Origin of the sequence: Wenzhouxiangella sp. XN79A, from assembly GCF_012272825.1 — a bacterium.
Taxonomy (GTDB): domain Bacteria; phylum Pseudomonadota; class Gammaproteobacteria; order Xanthomonadales; family Wenzhouxiangellaceae.
The window spans coordinates 30189-48836 of record NZ_JAAWWS010000162.1; the positions used below are offsets into that span (position 1 = coordinate 30189).

Annotated in this window: 20 protein-coding genes; 17 read left to right on the forward strand and 3 right to left on the reverse strand. The window is 66.6% G+C overall.

All coding sequences use genetic code 11. The features are described 5' to 3' along the window. The first annotated feature begins 3 nt into the window (after window positions 1–3). From HFP89_RS13650 to HFP89_RS13660, 3 genes are read left to right on the forward strand one after another with little or no spacing between them, the layout of a single operon-like run. On the forward strand, window positions 4–687 hold the full coding sequence (locus HFP89_RS13650; RefSeq protein WP_168718226.1) for an ABC transporter ATP-binding protein: 684 nt from the start codon (window positions 4–6) through the stop codon (window positions 685–687). Continuing rightward, complete coding sequence (locus HFP89_RS13655) at window positions 687–1844, forward strand: FtsX-like permease family protein (protein ID WP_168718227.1); 1158 nt, start codon at window positions 687–689, stop codon at window positions 1842–1844. The genes HFP89_RS13650 and HFP89_RS13655 overlap by 1 nt, the downstream gene beginning before the upstream one ends. Continuing rightward, window positions 1844–3001, forward strand: coding sequence for an ABC transporter permease (locus HFP89_RS13660; RefSeq protein WP_168718228.1), 1158 nt, complete (start codon window positions 1844–1846; stop codon window positions 2999–3001). Before HFP89_RS13655 ends, HFP89_RS13660 begins: the two co-directional genes overlap by 1 nt. Before the next feature lie 8 nt (window positions 3002–3009). Here the strand turns inward: HFP89_RS13660 and HFP89_RS13665 are convergent, their stop codons facing one another. Continuing rightward, window positions 3010–3834: an SDR family NAD(P)-dependent oxidoreductase gene (locus tag HFP89_RS13665; RefSeq protein WP_168718229.1), complete on the reverse strand. Its 825-nt coding sequence runs from the start codon at window positions 3832–3834 to the stop codon at window positions 3010–3012. 384 nt (window positions 3835–4218) lie between these two features. On the opposite strand from HFP89_RS13665, the gene HFP89_RS13670 reads away from it, so the two are divergent. From HFP89_RS13670 to HFP89_RS13720, 11 genes are all read left to right on the forward strand, one after another. After that, window positions 4219–4662, forward strand: coding sequence for a hypothetical protein (locus HFP89_RS13670; protein ID WP_168718230.1), 444 nt, complete (start codon window positions 4219–4221; stop codon window positions 4660–4662). Window positions 4663–4906: 244 nt separating this feature from the next. Then, window positions 4907–5350, forward strand: a complete 444-nt coding sequence (locus HFP89_RS13675; RefSeq protein ID WP_168718231.1) for an ATP synthase subunit I — start codon at window positions 4907–4909, stop codon at window positions 5348–5350. Between the two features lie 24 nt (window positions 5351–5374). Then, window positions 5375–6151, forward strand: a complete 777-nt coding sequence (atpB, locus tag HFP89_RS13680; protein ID WP_168718232.1) for a F0F1 ATP synthase subunit A — start codon at window positions 5375–5377, stop codon at window positions 6149–6151. Between the two features lie 53 nt (window positions 6152–6204). Further along, window positions 6205–6474 carry a F0F1 ATP synthase subunit C gene (gene atpE / locus HFP89_RS13685; RefSeq protein ID WP_168718233.1) on the forward strand — a complete coding sequence of 90 codons (270 nt, stop codon included), beginning with the start codon at window positions 6205–6207 and terminating at the stop codon, window positions 6472–6474. 49 nt (window positions 6475–6523) lie between these two features. After that, window positions 6524–6997, forward strand: coding sequence for a F0F1 ATP synthase subunit B (locus tag HFP89_RS13690; protein ID WP_168718234.1), 474 nt, complete (start codon window positions 6524–6526; stop codon window positions 6995–6997). A 6-nt stretch (window positions 6998–7003) separates the two neighbouring features. Further along, window positions 7004–7540: a F0F1 ATP synthase subunit delta gene (locus HFP89_RS13695; RefSeq protein ID WP_168718235.1), complete on the forward strand. Its 537-nt coding sequence runs from the start codon at window positions 7004–7006 to the stop codon at window positions 7538–7540. A gap of 55 nt (window positions 7541–7595) precedes the next feature. Then, window positions 7596–9143, forward strand: coding sequence for a F0F1 ATP synthase subunit alpha (gene atpA / locus HFP89_RS13700; protein ID WP_168718236.1), 1548 nt, complete (start codon window positions 7596–7598; stop codon window positions 9141–9143). A 107-nt stretch (window positions 9144–9250) separates the two neighbouring features. Continuing rightward, a complete protein-coding gene (gene atpG, locus HFP89_RS13705) occupies window positions 9251–10114 on the forward strand; it encodes a F0F1 ATP synthase subunit gamma (protein WP_168718237.1) in 864 nt (287 codons plus the stop codon). Between the two features lie 88 nt (window positions 10115–10202). Then, window positions 10203–11594 (forward strand): F0F1 ATP synthase subunit beta, encoded by a 1392-nt coding sequence (gene atpD, locus HFP89_RS13710; RefSeq protein ID WP_168718238.1) that lies wholly within the window; start codon window positions 10203–10205, stop codon window positions 11592–11594. A 164-nt stretch (window positions 11595–11758) separates the two neighbouring features. Next, the gene (locus HFP89_RS13715; protein ID WP_168718239.1) at window positions 11759–12184 is read left to right on the forward strand and encodes a F0F1 ATP synthase subunit epsilon; all 426 of its coding nucleotides are present in this window, start codon (window positions 11759–11761) and stop codon (window positions 12182–12184) included. Window positions 12185–12390: 206 nt separating this feature from the next. Beyond that, on the forward strand, window positions 12391–12798 hold the full coding sequence (locus HFP89_RS13720; RefSeq protein ID WP_168718240.1) for a DUF3465 domain-containing protein: 408 nt from the start codon (window positions 12391–12393) through the stop codon (window positions 12796–12798). A gap of 49 nt (window positions 12799–12847) precedes the next feature. Here HFP89_RS13720 and HFP89_RS13725 read toward each other — a convergent pair whose 3' ends face one another. Together HFP89_RS13725 and ttcA are read right to left on the reverse strand one after the other, a co-directional pair. Next, a complete protein-coding gene (locus tag HFP89_RS13725; protein WP_168718241.1) occupies window positions 12848–13507 on the reverse strand; it encodes a hypothetical protein in 660 nt (219 codons plus the stop codon). 94 nt (window positions 13508–13601) lie between these two features. After that, complete coding sequence (gene ttcA, locus HFP89_RS13730) at window positions 13602–14480, reverse strand: tRNA 2-thiocytidine(32) synthetase TtcA (RefSeq protein WP_168718242.1); 879 nt, start codon at window positions 14478–14480, stop codon at window positions 13602–13604. Window positions 14481–14606: 126 nt separating this feature from the next. Between ttcA and HFP89_RS13735 the strand changes: the two genes are divergently transcribed. The 3 genes from HFP89_RS13735 to HFP89_RS13745 all read left to right on the forward strand — a co-directional run bounded on the left by HFP89_RS13735 (window position 14607) and on the right by HFP89_RS13745 (window position 18250). Then, window positions 14607–14810, forward strand: a complete 204-nt coding sequence (locus HFP89_RS13735) for a DUF465 domain-containing protein (RefSeq protein ID WP_168718243.1) — start codon at window positions 14607–14609, stop codon at window positions 14808–14810. Between the two features lie 90 nt (window positions 14811–14900). Further along, entirely contained in the window at window positions 14901–15785 is an 885-nt protein-coding gene (locus HFP89_RS13740) for an alpha/beta hydrolase (protein ID WP_168718244.1), read from the forward strand. Beyond that, on the forward strand, window positions 15782–18250 hold the full coding sequence (locus HFP89_RS13745) for an acyl-CoA dehydrogenase (RefSeq protein WP_168718245.1): 2469 nt from the start codon (window positions 15782–15784) through the stop codon (window positions 18248–18250). The genes HFP89_RS13740 and HFP89_RS13745 overlap by 4 nt, the downstream gene beginning before the upstream one ends. Window positions 18251–18648: the final 398 nt, after the last annotated feature.

Sequence of the window (18648 nt, forward strand, 5' to 3'; positions counted from 1 at the left end):
GACATGAACGAAGTGATCGTCGACATCGAGCAGGTCGTGAAGACCTATCGCAAGGGCCGCGAGAAGGTCGAGGTGCTGCACGGTCTCGACCTGCAGATCCGGCGCGGCGAGTTCTGCGCGCTGATGGGGCCATCGGGTTCGGGCAAGACCACGCTGTTGAACCTGATCGGCGGGCTGGACCAGCCGAGCTCGGGTCGGATCCGGGTCAACGACCAGCAGATCGAACGACTGGGCTCGCGCGACCTGGCCCGCTGGCGGGCCGGCCACGTCGGCTTCATCTTCCAGTTCTACAACCTGATGCCGATGCTGAGCGCGCAGCGCAACGTGGAGCTGCCGCTGCTGTTGAAGAAAATGTCGGGCAAGGAGCGCCGCGAACGGGCGCTGACCGCGCTGGAGATCGTCGGCCTGTCCGACCGCGCCCGCCACCTGCCGCGCGAGCTGTCCGGCGGCCAGGAGCAGCGCGTCGCGATCGCCCGGGCGATCGTGTCGGACCCGGACCTGCTGCTGGCCGACGAGCCGACCGGCGACCTCGATCGGGCCACTGCCGACGACATTCTCGACCTGCTGCACACGCTCAACGAACGCCACGGCAAGACGATCCTGATGGTCACCCACGATCCGGCCGCCGCCGAGCGCGCCGGCCGGATCGTCCAGATGGACAAGGGTACGCTGGCGGAGGCCGCTTGATGGGCATGCTGCTGCTGGTCGGCAAGAACCTGACGCGGTCCCGGCTGCGGACACTGTTCACGCTGGCCTCGGTGATCATCGCCTTCATGCTGTTCGCGCTGCTCGGCGGGCTCAATCGAGCGTTCACCGCCGGCGTCGAGCTGGCCGGGGCCGACCGGCTGATCACGCTGCACCGGGTCTCGTTCATCCAGCCGCTGCCGCTGAGCTATGTCCAGCGGGTCCGCCAGATCGACGGTGTGGTCGAGGCCACCCACCAGACCTGGTTCGGTGCGTACTTCCAGGATCCGCGCTCGCAGTTCGGGCTGTTTCCGACCGAGGTCGAGGAACTGCGACGGATCTACCCCGAGTTCGACGTGCCCGACGACCAGTGGCAGGCGATGCTGGACAACCGGACCGGGCTGATGGTCGGCCGGGCGATGGCCGAGTCGTTCGGCTGGGAGGTCGGCGACCGGGTGCCGCTGTTTTCCAGCATCTTTCCGCGCCAGGACGGCAACTTCTCCTGGCCGTTCGTGGTCGAGGCGATCTTCACCGGGTCGGGCAATGCGGCCGATGAGCAGCAGGCCTACATGCACTACGACTACTTCAACGAATCGCGCCAGTTCGGTCGCGACACGGTCGGCTGGATGATTGCCCAGATCGATGACCCGGACCGCGCCGATGCGGTGGCCGAGGCGATCGACCGGCGCTTCGCGAACTCACCGACCGAGACCAAGACCTCGACCGAGGCCGGCTTCGCCGCCGGCTTCGCCAACCAGTTCGGCAACATCGGCCTGATCGTCCAGCTGATCATGGGCTGCGTATTCTTCACGCTGCTCCTGATCACCGGCAACACCATGGCCCAGGCGGTGCGCGAGCGGACCGGCGAGCTGGCCGTGCTCAAGACCATCGGCTTCAGCGACCGGCGCATTCTCGGCCTGGTCCTGGCCGAGAGCCTGGCCGTGGCGATCATCGGCGGGGCGATCGGGCTGGCGCTGGGTTCGCTGGCCGTGCAGGGCGCAGCGTCGGTCATGGCCCAGTTCTTCCCCGGCCTGGCGCCCAGCGTCGGTGCCTTGGGCTGGGGCCTGGCGCTGGCCGTGGTGCTCGGCCTGGTCACCGGCGCGCTGCCGGCCTGGCAGGCCGCCAGGCTGAAGGTCGTCGACGCGATGGGGCGGCGCTGATGATCGGCCAGGCCGCCGCGATCACGGCCGCCAGCCTGCGGGCGATTCCCGGTCGGCTCGGGCCGTCACTGGTCGCGATCGTCGGCGTGGCCGGGGTGGTGGCCGTGCTGGTCGCGGTGCTTTCGATGGCGCGCGGCTTCGAGAAATCGCTGGAAGGGGGCGCATCGCCCGAGAACGTGGTCGTGATGCGTTCCGGCGCCGGCTCGGAGCTGGAATCCGGGCTGGAAGGCGAGCAGGTCCGGCTGATCGCCCAGGCGCCGCAGCTGAGGCTGGTTTCGCCGGAGGTCTACGTCATCATCGATCTGACCAAGGCCACGACCGGCACGTCGGCCAACGTTCCGCTGCGCGGCGTGGCACCCGAGGCGGTCGAAATCCGGTCCGATCTCGAGCTGGTCGAGGGCCGGATGTTCGAGCCGGGCCGGCGCGAGCTGATCGTCGGCGAAGGCGCGGCCGGCCAGTTCGTCGGGCTGGAGGTCGGCAACACGCTCGAGTTCGGCACCGAGCGCTGGGCGGTGGTCGGTCGTTTCGTCGGCGGCGGTCCGGCCAGTTCCGAACTGTGGACCGACAGCGCGGTGCTCCAGGGCGCCTACCGGCGCGGCAACAACTTCTCGTCGGTCTACGGTCGCCTGGTCGATGCCGGCGCATTCGGCGATTTCAAGGATGCCTTGACCGCCGATCCGCGCCTTTCGCTCTCGGTCCAGCGCGAAACCGACTACCTGGCCGAGCAGTCGCAGGCCTTGTCGACCTTCATCCGGGTGGCCGGCTACGGCATCGCTGCGCTGATGGCGCTGGGTGCGCTGTTCGGGGCCCTGAACACCATGTACAACGTGGTCGCGCAGCGCGCCCGCGAGATCGGCACGCTGCGCGCGCTGGGTTTCTCGCCGGGCGCGGTGGTGGTCTCGGTGCTGGTCGAGGCGATGCTGCTGGCCCTGCTCGGTGGGCTGCTCGGCGCCGCGCTGGCCTGGCTGCTGTTCAACGGCGTGACGGTCTCGACCCTGAACTTCGCCAGCTTCACCCAGGTGGTGTTCGATTTCGCGATCACGCCGGAACTGCTCGTCCAGGGCCTGTTGCTGGCGCTGGTGATCGGCCTGGTCGGTGGTCTGGGTCCTGCCCTCCGCGCCGCGCGGATGCCGATCGTCGCGGCGCTGCGCGAGTAGCGATCGGCTCAGCCGCCGCGCTCGCGCTTCAACCGGTCCTTGGTCTTGCGGCCTTTCTTTTCCAGCATCGGCCGCAGCGCGCGGCCGACCCTCGGGAACAGGTAGGAAACGGTGGTCAGGACACCGCTGATCCGCGGCATCGGACGGTCCAGCGTCGCGTCGTCGACCAGCGCGACGATCGCCTCGGCCACCTGCTCGGCGGTGACGATGGGCTGCGAAAAGGTCAGGTCGGTGACCCGGTCGATGTCGTCCATGATGAACCCGGTGTCGATCGGGCCCGGCGAGACGCTGGCCACCTTGATGCCTTCGCCTCGGAGCTCCTCGTGCAGCGCCAGGCCGAATGCGCGAAGGCCGAACTTGCTTGCCGAGTAGGTCGCCGAGCCCGGCACCGGGGTGCGGCCGGCCAGCGAGGCAACGTTGATCACCGCCGGCCGCCGGGCCCGCCGCAGGTACGGCAGCGCCAGCCGGGTGGCCATGATCGGCGCCTTCAGGTTGACGTCGATCATCCGGCCGAGCTCGTCGGCATCCACGCTCTCGACCGGGCCGCGCGCGTGGTAGCCGGCGTTGTTGACCAGCACGTCGACCGAGCCGAAGCGCTGCTCGGTCTCGGCCAGCAGCGCGGCGAAGGCGTCGAGGTCGGTGACGTCCATCGCCGCGACATGAACCCGATCGCCGAGGTCGAGCGCCTTGTCGAGCGCGCGTAGCCTGTCTTCGCCCCGGGCGATCAGCACCAGATTCGCGCCGCGTGCGGCGAAGGCCCGCGCGGCGGCCGCGCCGACGCCCATCGAGGCGCCGGTGATCAGGACGGTGACGTTTTCGAAGGATCGATCCATGGGGCAGGGCCTGTGCTCGATTGTCGACTGCGCCGACTATACCCAAGCCCGGTCGGCCCGGTCCGCCGTCGGCGGCCAACCGGAACAGGGCGTCGATGAGCTGTCCGAAGGCGCGCGATCTGCCGCGCGACGGATTCTTCACCGATGCGAAAAGCAGGCCGCGGGCACTCTTCTCATTGAAGGCCGGATCGGACAGGGCGGGGATCCCGCCGTCGAAGGGTCCGAAACGGAGGTAGAGCAGGCCTGGCTGCTACCGGGCGCGGAACCGTGCGGGCGCAGCGGCGCCATGATCGTGCGACCCCTGTCTCCGGAGATCGCAGCATGCCCCGTCGAACGCGTTCTCGACGCTCCCCGGCACTGGTCCCACCGGCACGGCTGGTCGCCATGCAGCTTTTGCCCGCGCCGATGCCGGCCGCCGGGGTCGGCTCGGCGCCGCTGCCGCGGTTCCCCATCCTGACCACCGAGCCGGGCGTTCATCGACTGTCGTTCGAGGCGCTGCGCGATCACGGGCTGGCGGGCGACGCTCCCGGCGCGCATCTGTCGCTCGAGCACGCCGGCGACCCGGTGCCCGTTCACCTCGAGGATGGGGGCGACGGGCGCTTCGGCCCCGGCGACGCGCTGCTCTTCCTGGCCCGGCCCGCGCCCAGCGGAGCGCCCCGCCTGCGTCCCGGCGCGACCGGATCGGCGGCGGCGCAGCCGGTCAGCAGCCGGAACTGTGCCAGCAGCGCGGCCTGCCGGCGCATGAGGCGTGCGGCGCGACCGCCGGGCCGTGGGTCCGTGGGCCAGGTGGCGGGACGCACCGCGTCGGGCTCCCGTTCGATGGGGTGATGCGAAAGGATCGTCGACCAGGGCGGACCCCGGATCGGAGGCGGGTATCGAAAACGGTCTCGATCCATCGGCCCGGCCGATCGATCCGCTCCGTCGGTTCCGGCCCCGTCGCGAGCGGCGAATCGTCCCACCGCAAGAACGAAACTGCTATACTCCTCTGGCTCTGGAGCGCGCGATTTACGTTGCGAGCGCCGGCGGATCCAACGATGCACGGCGCGACGAGCGACGGAGATGTGCCAGGGACGTGGCGACCGAATCCGGACAGCCGAAACACAGCCAGATCGAAGAAACGCAGGCCGGGTTTGCCCGGATGGCGGTCTGGTTGTTGCGCACGCAGGCGGTGCTCGTCGTCGTCGGCGCCATCGCCGCGGTGCTCCTGGCGGGCACCGGCTCGGGGCTGGCGCTGCTGGCCGGCGGCGGGATCGGGATCCTGCTGACCGCGGTGGCAGCGCTGCGCACGGGCGTCGTGTCGGCGCGCGCCGGTGCCGCGACCATGGTCGCCGCGTTCTATCGCGCGATGGCCATGAAGCTGGTCGTCGCGGTGGCGTTGTTCGCCGCCGTCGCGTACTGGTTTCCCGGCTTTTTCGGGCCGGTGTTGATCGGATACATCGCCACGGTCGTGGCGTACTGGCTGGCCATGTGGCGACTCGGTCGCATGCAACCGGCATCGAACCAGCAGGACGACTGACTGCAAGGGACCTGGAACTGAATCATGGCTAGCGGCACCCCGTCACCGAGCGAATACGTCAAGCACCACATCACGAACCTGAGCTACGGCGAAGGTCTGTGGACGATCCATGCCGACACGATCGTCGTTTCGATCGCGCTGGGTCTGTTCTTCCTGTTCTTCTTCATCCTGGCCGCTCGCCGGGCCACCGCCGGCGTGCCGGGCAAGCTGCAGAACTTCGTCGAGATGCTGGTCGATTTCGTCGACAACGCGGTCAAGGACAGCTTCCACGGTCCGCGCCAGTTCGTCGCGCCGCTGGCGCTGACGATCTTCGTCTGGGTGTTCCTGTGGAACCTCATGGACATCATCCCGGTCGACTACCTGCCGCTGCTGTCCTACAAGCTGTTCGGGCTGGAGTACACCCGCGTGGTGCCCTCGGCCGACATCAACGGGCCGTTCGGGCTGTCGATCGTGGTCTTCGCGCTGATCCTGATCTACTCGGTCAAGGGCAAGGGTGTCGGTGGCTATGCCAAGGAACTGCTGTTCCACCCCTTCGGCAAGAACCCGGTCCTGTGGCCGGCCAACCTGCTGCTGAACGTGGTCGAGCTGATCGCCAAGCCGGTTTCGCTGGCGCTGCGACTGTTCGGCAACCTGTACGCCGCGGAAATGATCTTCATCCTGATCGCGCTGCTGCCCTGGTGGATCCAGTTCGTGCCGGGCGGCGCCTGGGCCGCGTTCCATATCCTGGTCATTCCGCTCCAGGCCTTCATTTTCATGACGCTGACGATCGTGTATCTGTCGCTGGCGTATGAAGAACACTGAGTGAACCTCATCAATCCCAACCACCCAAGCACAACACCGTCAGGAGACTTCAAGTGGAAACCATCGCTCTGATCCAGGCCAACACCGCCATTGCTGTCGGCCTCATCTTCGCTTTCGCGGCCCTCGGTACCGGCATCGGCTTCGGCCTGCTGGGCGGCAAGTTCCTGGAAGGCGCCAGCCGCCAGCCCGAACTGGCCGGCATGCTGCAGGTCCGCATGTTCATCATCGCCGGCCTGCTCGACGCCCTGTCGATCATCGGCGTGGCCTTCGCGGCCCTGCTGCTGTTCGCCAACCCGCTGCTGGCCGCCGTCACCGGCGGTTGATCCTGCGGACGTCACCGTTCCAAAACCAACTGATCTGTAGGTTGCAGCTATGGACTTGAGTCTAGGCACCATCATCGGGCAGGCCGGCACGTTCCTGGTCTTCATCCTGGTCACCATGAAATTCGTCTGGCCGCCGCTGACCCGGGCCATGGAAGAACGCCGGCAGAAGATCGCCGAGGGTCTTGCCCAGTCCGACGAAGCCGAAAAGGCGCTGGAAAAGGCCGAAGCCGAAGCCGAGCAGATCATCCGGCAGGCTCGGGCCAGGTCCAGCGAGATCATCGACCAGGCCGGCAAGCGCGGCAACGAGATCGTCGAGCAGGCCAAGCAGGATGCCATCGCCGAGCGCGATCGTCAGGTCGCGGCTGCCGAGGCCGAGATCAAGCTGGCCACCAACCAGGCCCGCGAAGCGCTGCGTGAGAAGCTCGCCGAACTGACCGTCACCGGCGCCTCGCGCGTGCTCGAACAGGAGCTCGATGCGGGTCGTCACAAGGTCATGCTCGACAAGCTGGCCGAGGAGCTCTGACGCGCCATGCTCGCCGAAACCACGCTTGCCCGACCCTACGCCCGTGCGGCGTTCGAGCTGGCCGACAAGGCCGGCACGGTCGATCACTGGAGCCGGGCCCTGGGGCTGGCGGCGAAGGTCGCCGCCGATCCCGATGCCGCAGCGCTGATCGGAAATCCGCGCATGGATGCCGAGCGGCTGCTGGCGCTGTTCGGCGACGTGCTCGGCGACAACATGGACGGCCCCGTGCGCGGCTTCCTGGACGTGCTGATGCACTATCGCCGGCTGCCGCTGCTGCCGGAGATCGCCGCGCAGTACGAGACGCTGCGTCGGGCCAGCGAGGACCGCATCAAGGTGCGGGTGACCTCGGCGGTCGAAATGGACGATGCCCAGCGGGCCAAGCTGGCGGATCGTCTGAAACAGCGTTTCGGCAGCGACATCGACATGGAAACCGAAGTCGACGCCGATCTGATCGGCGGCCTGATCGTCCGGGCCGGCGACAAGGTCATCGATGCCAGCGTGCGTGGCCGACTGCAGCAGCTCGGGCGCCAGCTGGTCCGCTGAGCATTCGAGCCGACAATCCGCGGTATTTCACCGAATCTGAACGAGTAAACAAGCTATGCAGCAGACTCTCAACCCGACCGAAATCAGCGAACTGATCCGCAAGCGCGTCGAACAGTTCGACGTGGTCAGCGAGGCCCGGAACGAGGGCACCATCGTCAGCGTGTCCGACGGCATCTGCCGGATTCACGGTCTTGCCGACGCCATGCAGGGCGAAATGATCGAGTTCCCCGGCGACACCTACGGGCTGGCGCTGAACCTGGAGCGTGACTCGGTCGGCGTCGTGATCATCGGTGACTACGAGCACCTGAGCGAGGGCGACACGGCACGCTGCACCGGCAAGATCCTGCAGGTGCCGGTCGGCGAAGGGCTGCTCGGCCGCGTGGTCGACGCTCTCGGCAACCCGATCGACGGCGCCGGCCCGATCGAGGCCCAGGGCAACGAGCCGATCGAAAAGATCGCGCCGGGCGTGATCACCCGCCAGTCGGTCGACCAGCCGGTCCAGACCGGCCTGAAGGCGATCGACGCGATGGTCCCGGTCGGCCGCGGTCAGCGTGAGCTGATCATCGGCGACCGCCAGACCGGCAAGACCGCGGTGGCGATCGACGCGATCATCAACCAGAAGGGCACCGGCATCAAGTGCATCTACGTCGCCGTCGGCCAGAAGACCTCTTCGGTGGCCAACGTCGTGGCCAAGCTCGAAGAGCACGGCGCGATGGAGCACACGATCATCGTGGCGGCCAACGCGGCCGACTCGGCGGCCATGCAGTACATCGCGCCGTATGCCGGCTGCGCCATGGGCGAGTACTTCCGCGATCGTGGTGAAGACGCGCTGATCGTCTACGACGATCTGACCAAGCAGGCCTGGGCCTACCGCCAGGTTTCGCTGCTGCTGAAGCGCCCGCCGGGCCGCGAAGCCTATCCCGGCGACGTGTTCTACCTGCACTCGCGCCTGCTCGAACGCGCCGCGCGCGTCAACGCCGACTACGTCGAGAAGGCGACCAACGGCGAGGTCAAGGGCAAGACCGGCTCGCTGACCGCGCTGCCGATCATCGAAACCCAGGCCGGCGACGTCTCCGCGTTCGTTCCGACCAACGTGATCTCGATCACCGACGGCCAGATCTTCCTGGAAACCGACCTGTTCAACGCAGGCATCCGTCCGGCCATCAACGCCGGCCTGTCGGTGTCGCGCGTCGGTGGGGCGGCCCAGACCAAGGTCATCAAGAAGCTTGGCGGCGGCGTTCGACTGGCGCTGGCGCAGTATCGAGAGCTGGCGGCCTTCTCGCAGTTCGCATCCGACCTCGACGAGGCGACCCGCAAGCAGCTCGAGCGCGGCCAGCGGATCACCGAGCTGATGAAGCAGAAGCAGTACTCGCCGCTGTCGGTGGCCGAAATGGCCGTGTCGCTGTTCGCCGGCAACGAAGGCTTCCTCGACGACCTCCCGTTGAACCAGGTGGTGCCGTTCGAAAGCGCGCTGCTCGACTTCATGGCCAACTCGCATGGCGAGCTGATGAAGAAGATCAATGACACCGGCGATTGGAACGACGACCTGGCCGCGGAAATGAAGAAGGCCGTCGATGAGTTCAAGTCCACGGGCTCCTGGTGAGCCCCGTGGTCCGTCGATCGAGCGCCCGCGACCCCGATTCGCATCGCGTGCACTGAAGAACCCGAGACCGAGGCCGGGACTGAACCCTCCGCCTCCCGAGGAACGACATGAGTGGATCCAAGGAAATCGTCGGCCAGATCAAGAGCGTAAAGAACACCCGCAAGGTGACGCGCGCGCTCGAGATGGTTTCGGCCTCGAAGATTCGCAAGGCGCAGGACCGCATGCAGGCCTCCCGGCCGTATGCGCGATTGGTCCGCCAGGCGGTCGGCCACCTGGCCCATGCCAATCCGGAGTACAAGCATCCGTTCACGCAGGCCCACGACCAGGTCAAGCGGGTCGGGTACATCATCGTCTCCAGTGACCGGGGCCTGTGCGGCGGCCTGAACAACAACCTGTTCCGCAAGCTGCTGGCCCGGTTCCGTGAGCACCAGGAAAACGGCCAGGAAATCCGGCTGGTGCTGGTCGGACGCAAGGCCGCGCAGTTCTTCAAGCGGATCCGGGTCGACATTGCCGCGGCCACCCAGGATCTCGGTGAGCAGCCGCAGCTCGAGGACCTGATCGGCGCGATCAAGATCATGCTCGACGGCTATCGCGAAGGCGAGCTCGATGAACTGCATGTCTGCTACAACCGGTTCATCAACACGATGACCCAGCAGATCACGGTCGACCAGGTGTTGCCGCTGCCGCCGACCGAAGACGAGCCGATGCTGCAGTACTGGGATTATCTCTACGAGCCGGACCCGGAGTCGCTGCTCGATGATCTGCTGGTGCGCTACATCGAGACCCTGATCTACCACGCCACGCTGGAGAACCTGGCCAGCGAGCACGCTGCGCGAATGGTCGCGATGAAGAGCGCGTCGGATAACGCGAACAACCTGATCGAGGAGTTGAACCTGGCCTACAACAAGGCCCGTCAGGCCGCGATCACGCAGGAAATTTCGGAAATCGTCAGTGGTGCGGCGGCGGTCTGACGACCGCGCGACGCCGGAAGAATCGAAAATCGGCTCGGCGACGGATGCTCCGGACGCCGGACCACGAACCAGAAACGAGGTTTGAGTGATGAGCAACGGGAAGATTGTCCAGATCATTGGCGCCGTGGTCGACGTGGAATTTCCGCGTGACGAGGTTCCGCACGTCTACGACGCCCTGATCGTCGAACAGGACGAAATCATGCTCGAGGTCCAGCAGCAGCTGGGTGACGGCGTTGTCCGTTCGATCGCGCTGGGCTCGACCGACGGCCTGAAACGCGGCGTCGCGGTGAAGAACACCGGCGAGCCGATTTCCGTGCCCGTCGGCAAGGAAACCCTGGGCCGCATCATGGACGTCATGGGCAATCCGATCGACGAGGCCGGTCCGATCGGCGAACAGGAGCGCATGCCGATTCACCGCAAGGCGCCGAGCTTCGAAGAGCAGGCCTCGAGCAACGAGCTGCTCGAAACCGGCATCAAGGTCATCGACCTGGTCTGTCCGTTCGCCAAGGGCGGCAAGGTCGGCCTGTTCGGCGGCGCCGGCGTGGGCAAGACCGTCAACATGATGGAGCTCATCCGGAACATCGCCATCGAGCACGAAGGCTACTCGGTGTTCGCCGGCGTCGGCGAGCGGACCCGTGAGGGCAACGACTTCTACCACGAGATGAAGGATTCCAACGTCCTCGACAAGGTCTCGCTGGTCTACGGTCAGATGAACGAGCCGCCGGGCAACCGCCTGCGCGTGGCCCTGACCGGGCTGACGATCGCGGAAAAGTTCCGCGACGAAGGCCGCGACGTGCTGATGTTCATCGACAACATCTACCGCTACACCCTGGCGGGTACCGAAGTGTCGGCGCTGCTGGGCCGGATGCCGTCGGCGGTGGGCTACCAGCCGACCCTGGCCGCTGAAATGGGTGCGCTGCAGGAGCGGATCACCTCGACCAAGACCGGCTCGATCACCTCGATCCAGGCCGTCTACGTCCCGGCCGATGACCTCACCGACCCGTCGCCCGCCACCACCTTCGCTCACCTCGACGCCACCGTCGTTCTGTCGCGGCAGATCGCCGAGCTGGGTATCTATCCCGCCGTGGATCCGCTGGATTCGACCTCCCGCCAGCTCGATCCGCTGGTCGTCGGCCAGGAGCACTACGACGTCGCCCGCAAGGTCCAGGGCACGCTGCAGCGCTACAAGGAGCTCAAGGACATCATCGCCATCCTCGGCATGGACGAGCTGTCCGAGGAAGACAAGCAGACCGTCGCCCGCGCGCGCAAGGTCGAGCGATTCTTTTCGCAGCCGTTCTTCGTCGCCGAAGTCTTCACCGGCTCCCCGGGCGTCTACGTGTCGCTGAAAGACACCATCCGCGGTTTCAAGGGCATCGTCGACGGTGAGTACGACCACCTGCCCGAGCAGGCCTTCTACATGGTCGGCACCATCGAAGAGGCCGTGGAGAAGGGCGAGAAGATGGCCGAAAAAGCCGCCTGAGAGGACGCGCTTCGCGAACGCTGACGGCGTTTTCGGCGCCGTCGGAATGCTCACGTACTGATGTACGCTCCGCTTCCGACGCCGCCTCAAGCCTTGTCAGCCTCCGCGAATCACGCCCTCTCCCCGAAGAGAGGGCGTCAAGTAGACGCAGGAGTAACTGAACAATGGCATCAACGATTCACGTCGACATCGTCAGCGCCGAGGCGGAAATCTTTTCCGGTGAGGCCAGCATGGTCGTGGTCACCGGCCAGGAAGGCGAGCTGGGAATCGCGCCGCGTCACGCGCCGCTGCTGACCCGCATCAAGCCCGGCCAGGTTCGGGTCATGCTCCCGGAAGGTGGCGAGGAGTTCTACTATGTCTCCGGCGGCATGCTCGAAGTCCAGCCGCACGTCGTGACCGTGCTGGCCGATACCGCTGCGCGGGCCCACGACCTCGACGAGGCCGCGGCCCTGCGGGCCAAGGAAGAGGCCGAGCGGGCGCTGTCGGACCGCACCGCCGACATGGAAATGGCCGAAGCCCAGGCGAAGCTGGCCGAAGCCGTGGCCCAGCTGGCTGCCCTCGAGCGCTTGCGCCGCAACCTGAAGCGCTGACCTATCCCCCGCGAGCGGTGCGGCCTCGGGCCCACCGCCCTGCGCCGGCGCGTCGATGGTCTCGTGGATCGCGGCCGGACCGGCGAGCTTCACCCCCGCCTCACCAGAACCGCGCACGATCGAACCTCGAGCCGGGACCTTTGTCCCATATGCGAAGCTGTTCGAATCTGCTACGCTTGGAAACAACAAAGTAACGGGGTGACATCATGCGGACGTTTTCGCAGGTTCTGATCGTTTCGTTCTGCTTTGTGCTCGGGGGCTGCGGCGAAGGGGAAGCGCCAATCAGCAACGATCGTCTGATCGAGACTTTCGAGTCCGGTCGGACAGGTATCTGGGTCAGCGGTACCGGTCCGGTGAGCCAGATTCTCGGCGACACCGACATCGGGGGCGAGACCCAGCGATTCATCGTCAAGCCGAATGACCTGATCCAGGTCGAAATCCGGCATTCGCTGGACAACGCCGACCGGATTCCGGTCGAGCGCGGAGACCTCGTCAGGTTCCAGGGCTATTACGACTGGGAAGCGCGGGGCGGCATCGTTTCGCTGACCTACTTCGACCCCGAGCAGCCCGGTTCCGGGGGGTGGGTCGAACACGAAGGCACGCGCTACGACTGAGCCGCTCGAGACGAGCAGGAGCGCCTGGCGCTCCTGGCTCGGGGCTGGTTCAGTCGTTGTAGTATTCCGGTTCGGCGCCCTGGATCTCGCCGAGACGGGCAGTTTCGTGCACCCGCAGGGTGACCGGGCGCTCGAAGACCAGTGGTCCGGCCACCGTGACGTCCGACCGGATGTCGATCGATACCGGCTCGTCGTCGCCGCCGCGCGGCTTGCGGACACGCAGTTCGCCGTTCACGACGCTGCCTGGCTCCAGCACCATCCCGCCGTTGACGTTGACCAGGCTTCCGACCTCGGCGCCGCGCAGCAGCAGCTGGCCGTTGACGGCTGCGACCCGGCCTTCGACGACCGTGTCCTCACCCAGCGTCACCCGCCCGTTGACCGTCTCGACGTCGCCCGAAATGGCCGCCTGCCCGGCGATCTGGATCGCGCCGTTCACGGTTTCCACCGACCCGGCCACGACGTCCGGACCGAGCTCGATCTTGCCGTTGACGGTTGCCACGTCGCCGGCCTGGCTGCCGCGCGCCATCGCGATCGAGCCGTTGACGGTGCTGATGTCACCGTCCACGATCGCCCCGATTCCTACGTCGACCGAGCCGTTGACGGTGGAAATCGAGTTCGAGGTCTGGCCGTCCTCGACGACCACATCGCTGTTGATCGAAATGCACCCGGCCAGCGCCAGTGCTCCGAGCAAGGTCAGTACGTGCTTCATCCTGGACTCCGGTTTCGGCATGGGTAGATGCGGATTGTCGCTTGGCGTCGGAGGCATTGCCAGCGCCAGAGGTCACGCTCCGGCGGGGTGACGATCAGCCCGTTGCCGGGCGGGTTCCGGGTATCAGCCAGTCCAGCGCGCCCGGTCCGCCTGCGTCGAGTGACTGGAAATCGAACAGTCCCGTGTCGCACAGCTGCGACGGCGCCACGTTGCACAGCGCGCGAAAGATGGTTTCGGTGCGTCCCGGTTGTTTGCGGTCCCAGCTGGCCAGCATCTGCTTGACGACCTGGCGCTGCAGGTTGGGCTGCGAACCGCAGAGGTTGCATGGAATGATCGGGTACCCGCGCAAACCGGCCAGCGTCTCGAGGTCGGACTCGCGGCAGTAGGCCAGCGGCCGGATCACGACGTTGTCGCCGTCGTCGCTCTTCAACTTCGGCGGCATCGCTTTCAATGTTCCCCCGTAGAGCAGGTTCAGGAAGAAGGTCTCGACGATATCGTCCAGGTGGTGGCCCAGCGCGATCTTGGTGAAGCCGTTTTCGCGGGCGTAGGTGTAGAGATTGCCGCGGCGCAGCCGGGAACACAGGCCGCAGGTGGTCTTGCCCTCGGGAATGATGTCCTTGACGATCGAGTAGGTGTCGCGCTCGAGCACGTCGAACGGCACGCCCAGCCCGGTCAGGTACTCCGGCAGCACGTGTTCCGGGAAGCCGGGCTGTTTCTGGTCCAGGTTCAGCGCGAACAGCTCGAAGTCGACCGGTGCGCGGCGCTGCAAGCTCATCAGAAGGTCCAGCATCGCGTAGCTGTCCTTGCCGCCGGACAGGCAGACCATCACGCGGTCGCCGTCGCGGATCATGCCGTAGTCGCCGATCGCCTTGCCGACGTTCTTGCGCAGCCGCTTGTAGAGTTTGTCGGCGTTGTATTTCTGCGTGGTTCCGGCCGGCGGCGCAGCCGCGGCGGATCGAGGCCCGGTTTCCATGCTCCGCCTCCGCGGGGTTGGATATGTGTCGCCGCCAAGGATACCCGTTCCGGGGTTTCGGGCGGCGGGCAGCCTGCGCTACACTGGGCGGCCCGGAGCCGTTCCGGAATCGCACGGAACCGCTTGATGAACGATTCGCCGTCCGATATCGCCGAGTTCCTCGCCGAGCTCAAGGTCCAGCACCGCGATCTCGACGATGCGATCCACCGGCTTGGCGAGGCGCCCGCACCGGACCAGCTGCAACTGACCCGGTTGAAGAAGCGGAAACTGCGCCTGAAGGACCAGATCGCGTACTGGGAATCGAAGCTGATTCCCGACCTGGACGCCTGAAACCGGGATCCGGACCGGGCGCCTCGCGGCACCGCCGCCGACCCCGGAACTCCATTGACGACGGGGATTCATGCCCCCATACTGTGCCGTATGGAAGCAATACGAAGCCTCAACACGCACGAGATCCGGCGTCGCCAGATCTGGACCGACGACGGCGTGCGGCTGGACGTCCGCTACCTCGGGCACGATCGCGCCCCCTGCGTGCTGCTGGCCCACGGATTCGGCCAGACCCAGCACGCCTGGGAGACCACGGCCCGGTACCTGGCCGCCAGCGGCTGGCAGGCGGTCAGTTACGACGCACGCGGCCACGGCAATTCCGACCGCGCACCGCACAACCGCTACGACTTCGAAATGTTCGTCGAGGATTTCCGCCGGGTCTGTTCCTCGCTGCCGCACCCGCCGCTGCTGGTCGGTGCATCGATGGGCGGCCTGACCGCGCTCCTGGCCCATTCCGAGAAGCCGATCGCCGAGCTCAAGGCGCTGGTGCTGGTCGATATCGCGCCGCGCTGGGACGACAAGGGTGTCGAGGCGATGCTGGCCTTCATGCGCCAGCACCCGAACGGGTTCGAATCCCTCGACGAGGCCCGTCAGGCGGTCAGGAACTTCCTCCCGCACCGCCGCAGCGCGGCCACCGACGAGGGCCTGCGCCGCAATCTTCGTGAAGGCAAGGATGGCCGCTGGTACTGGCATTGGGACCCGGCGATGCTGGCCCTGGCCGAGAAGAGCCGGAACCTCCAGAGCCGCCTGAAATCGGCCAGTCGCAAGCTCAAGAAGCCCACGCTGCTGGTGTCGGGCGGAAAGAGCGAGTTGATCTTCGACGAGCACGTCGAGGAATTCCTGAAGCTTGCGCCCCACGCCGAACACGTCGAGGTGCCGAACGCGACCCACATGGTCGCCGGCGACGTCAACGATCGATTCCTCCAGGTCGTGATTCCGTTCCTGAAGAAGCACACCGGCCAAGGAGACACGAAATGATGATGCTGCTGTTCCTGCTGGCGCTGCTCGCCGTGACCGTGGCCTGCAGTTTCCTGAAGACCTCACTGACGGTGGGGACTGCCGCGTTCGGCGCGACGCTGCTGGCCTTTACCCTGGCCGGTGAGCCCGGCTGGCTGTCGCTGACCCTGGTCTGGCTGCTGTTCGCCGCAGCCGCGACCCTGCTGAACTACCTTCCCTGGCGGCGTGCCTTCATCACCCAGCCGATCCTGAAGACCTTCCGCAAGATGGTCCCGCAGATTTCGGAGACCGAGCAGGTGGCGCTGGATGCCGGCACGGTCGGCTTCGAGGGCGAGTTGTTCACCGGCCGGCCCAACTGGCGCAAGCTGATCGACCAGCCGCTGCCCGAGCTCAGCATGGAAGAGCAGGCCTTCCTCGACGGGCCGGTCGAGGAACTGTGCGACATGATCGACGAGTGGGAATTCACCCACTACCGCGCCGACCTGTCGCCGCAGGTCTGGGATCACCTGAAGAAGCACAAGTTCTTCGGCATGATCATCCCGAAGTCCTACGGTGGCCTGGAGTTTTCGGCGATCGCCCACCGGGCGGTGCTCGAGAAGGTCGGCGGTATGAGCGCCACCGCCGGTTCGGTGGTCGCCGTGCCCAATTCGCTGGGACCGGCCGAGCTGCTGCTGCACTACGGAACCGACGAGCAGAAGAACCACTACCTTCCGCGCCTGGCCGCTGGCGAGGACATTCCGTGCTTCGCGCTGACTTCGACGACGGCCGGCTCGGATGCGACCTCGATCGCCGATTACGGCGTGGTCTGCGAAGGCGAGTGGGAAGGCAGGAAGACGCTCGGCATCCGGCTGACCTTCGAAAAGCGCTACATCACGCTGGCGCCCGTCGCCACCGTGATCGGCCTGGCGTTCCGGCTGTACGACCCCGACGGCCTGCTCGGCGAGACCGAGGACATCGGCATCTCGGTGGCGCTGCTGCCGCGTTCGACGCCCGGCCTCGACGTCGGCCGCCGTCATTTCCCGCTGAACAACCCGTTCCCGAACGGCCCGGTGCGCGGCAAGGACGTGTTCGTGCCGCTGGACTTCCTGCTCGGCGGCACCGAGTACGCCGGTCAGGGCTGGAAGATGCTGGTCGAGTCGCTGTCGGTCGGCCGCGCGATTTCGCTGCCGTCATCGACCACCGGCGGTGCCAAGCTGGCCTGCCTGGCCACCGGCGCCTACGCCCGGATCCGCAAGCAGTTCAACCTGCCGATCGGCCGCTTCGAAGGCGTCGAGGAAGCGCTGGCCCGGATCGCCTCCTACACCTACGCGACCAGCGCGCTGTCGCGCCAGACCGCCTCGGCCGTCGATGCCGGCGAGAAGCCGGCGGTTCCGGGTGCGATCGGCAAGTACCACGCCACCGAACTGTCGCGCGAAGTGCTCAAGGACGCCATGGACATCCACGGCGGCAAGGGCATCATCCTCGGGCCGCGCAACTACCTCGGCCGCGGCTGGCAGGGGGCGCCGATCTGGATCACCGTCGAGGGCGCCAATATCCTGACCCGGTCGATGATGATCTTCGGCCAGGGCGCGATCCGCTGCCATCCGTACGTGCTCAAGGAACTCGAGGCGCTGTCCATCGAGGACGAGGACGAGCAGCTGAAGGAATTCGACCGGCTGCTGTTCAGCCACATCGGTCACAGCATGTCCTGTGCGTCGCGCTCGTTCGTGCTGGGCATGAGCCTGGCCCGCTTCGCCGCGGTGCCCGGTGATCGTCAGACCCGGAGGTACTACCGCAAGCTCAGCCGCTACGCGGCGTCGTTCGCGCTGATGGCCGATGTGGCCATGCTGACCTACGGCGGCAAGCTGAAGATGAAGGAGAAGATCTCCGGACGTCTCGGCGATGCCCTGAGCTGGCTCTACATCTCCGCGTCCATGCTGCGCCGCTTCGAGTACGAAGGCCGCCCGGCCGCTGACCAGCCGATCATGGCCTGGGCCTTCCACGACGCGATCTACCGCATCCAGGAGGCATTGAAGGGCGTGATCGACAATTATCCGATCGCCTTCGCCCGGCCGATCCTGCGCCGCATCGTGTTCCCGCTGGGCGCCAACGAGCGTCGGCCGAACGACCGCCTCGGCCACAAGGTCGCAGCGCTGATGCTGTCGCCCTCGGAAACCCGTGAGCGCCTGACCCGCGGCTGCTACACCAAGGACCGGGAGGGCTGGGTCATCGGCAACATGGAAGCGCTGCTGCCCGACGTCATTGCCGCCGAGCCGCTGGAACGGCGAATGCTGAAGGCCCTGCGGGCCGGGAAGATTTCCGGCTATACCTTCGAAGAACAGCTCGACTCCGCGGTCGAGGCCAAGATTCTGTCGGTCGACGAGAAGAAATTCCTCGAGGGCGTGCGCGAGCGCGTGCTCGAAATCGTCGCGGTCGACGACTTCGACATCCGCGAGCTGCAGGCCGGGCTGTCCGACAAGGGCGAGGCCATCCGCGACGCGGCGTAGAGGTCGGCGCACCAATCGAGTCGTGCGGCCGATTCTCCAGGGCGCCCGCGCAAAGGCGCGAAGAGAACAGGCGAGAACGCCGGGTAGAACCGGTTCGAGAACCGACGCCCCCGGAGCGCTACCCGTGCTCCGGGGGCGTTGTCGTTGGAGCACGGTGCCTTCGCTCCCTTGGAGGGTGCGCGCAACGACGCAAAGGTGCGAAGAAAACAGCAGCCGATCGGGATGGCTCGTTGCTGGTTGCCGGTCGCGGAAAGTGGGCTGCGCAGACGGTGGGTCGGAGATAAGGCGGGTTGCGGAAACCCGAAACCGTAAACCGAGTTTCCATTTTCCCGTGTTCCCCTTCGCGCCTTCGCGCGCATCATCCGGAAAGAACCGGCCCCAACGCCGACCGGAGCCCG

Coding starts and splice junctions, on each gene's coding strand:
- HFP89_RS13695 (WP_168718235.1), top strand. CDS start 7,004: ATGCTCGCCGAAACCACGCTTGCCCGACCCTACGCCCGTGCGGCGTTC.
- atpB (WP_168718232.1), top strand. CDS start 5,375: ATGGCTAGCGGCACCCCGTCACCGAGCGAATACGTCAAGCACCACATC.
- HFP89_RS13720 (WP_168718240.1), top strand. CDS start 12,391: ATGCGGACGTTTTCGCAGGTTCTGATCGTTTCGTTCTGCTTTGTGCTC.
- atpG (WP_168718237.1), top strand. CDS start 9,251: ATGAGTGGATCCAAGGAAATCGTCGGCCAGATCAAGAGCGTAAAGAAC.
- HFP89_RS13745 (WP_168718245.1), top strand. CDS start 15,782: ATGATGATGCTGCTGTTCCTGCTGGCGCTGCTCGCCGTGACCGTGGCC.
- HFP89_RS13735 (WP_168718243.1), top strand. CDS start 14,607: ATGAACGATTCGCCGTCCGATATCGCCGAGTTCCTCGCCGAGCTCAAG.
- HFP89_RS13650 (WP_168718226.1), top strand. CDS start 4: ATGAACGAAGTGATCGTCGACATCGAGCAGGTCGTGAAGACCTATCGC.
- HFP89_RS13655 (WP_168718227.1), top strand. CDS start 687: ATGGGCATGCTGCTGCTGGTCGGCAAGAACCTGACGCGGTCCCGGCTG.
- atpA (WP_168718236.1), top strand. CDS start 7,596: ATGCAGCAGACTCTCAACCCGACCGAAATCAGCGAACTGATCCGCAAG.
- HFP89_RS13670 (WP_168718230.1), top strand. CDS start 4,219: ATGCAGCTTTTGCCCGCGCCGATGCCGGCCGCCGGGGTCGGCTCGGCG.
- HFP89_RS13725 (WP_168718241.1), bottom strand. CDS start 13,507: ATGAAGCACGTACTGACCTTGCTCGGAGCACTGGCGCTGGCCGGGTGC.
- atpD (WP_168718238.1), top strand. CDS start 10,203: ATGAGCAACGGGAAGATTGTCCAGATCATTGGCGCCGTGGTCGACGTG.
- ttcA (WP_168718242.1), bottom strand. CDS start 14,480: ATGGAAACCGGGCCTCGATCCGCCGCGGCTGCGCCGCCGGCCGGAACC.
- HFP89_RS13715 (WP_168718239.1), top strand. CDS start 11,759: ATGGCATCAACGATTCACGTCGACATCGTCAGCGCCGAGGCGGAAATC.
- HFP89_RS13660 (WP_168718228.1), top strand. CDS start 1,844: ATGATCGGCCAGGCCGCCGCGATCACGGCCGCCAGCCTGCGGGCGATT.
- HFP89_RS13690 (WP_168718234.1), top strand. CDS start 6,524: ATGGACTTGAGTCTAGGCACCATCATCGGGCAGGCCGGCACGTTCCTG.
- HFP89_RS13665 (WP_168718229.1), bottom strand. CDS start 3,834: ATGGATCGATCCTTCGAAAACGTCACCGTCCTGATCACCGGCGCCTCG.
- HFP89_RS13740 (WP_168718244.1), top strand. CDS start 14,901: ATGGAAGCAATACGAAGCCTCAACACGCACGAGATCCGGCGTCGCCAG.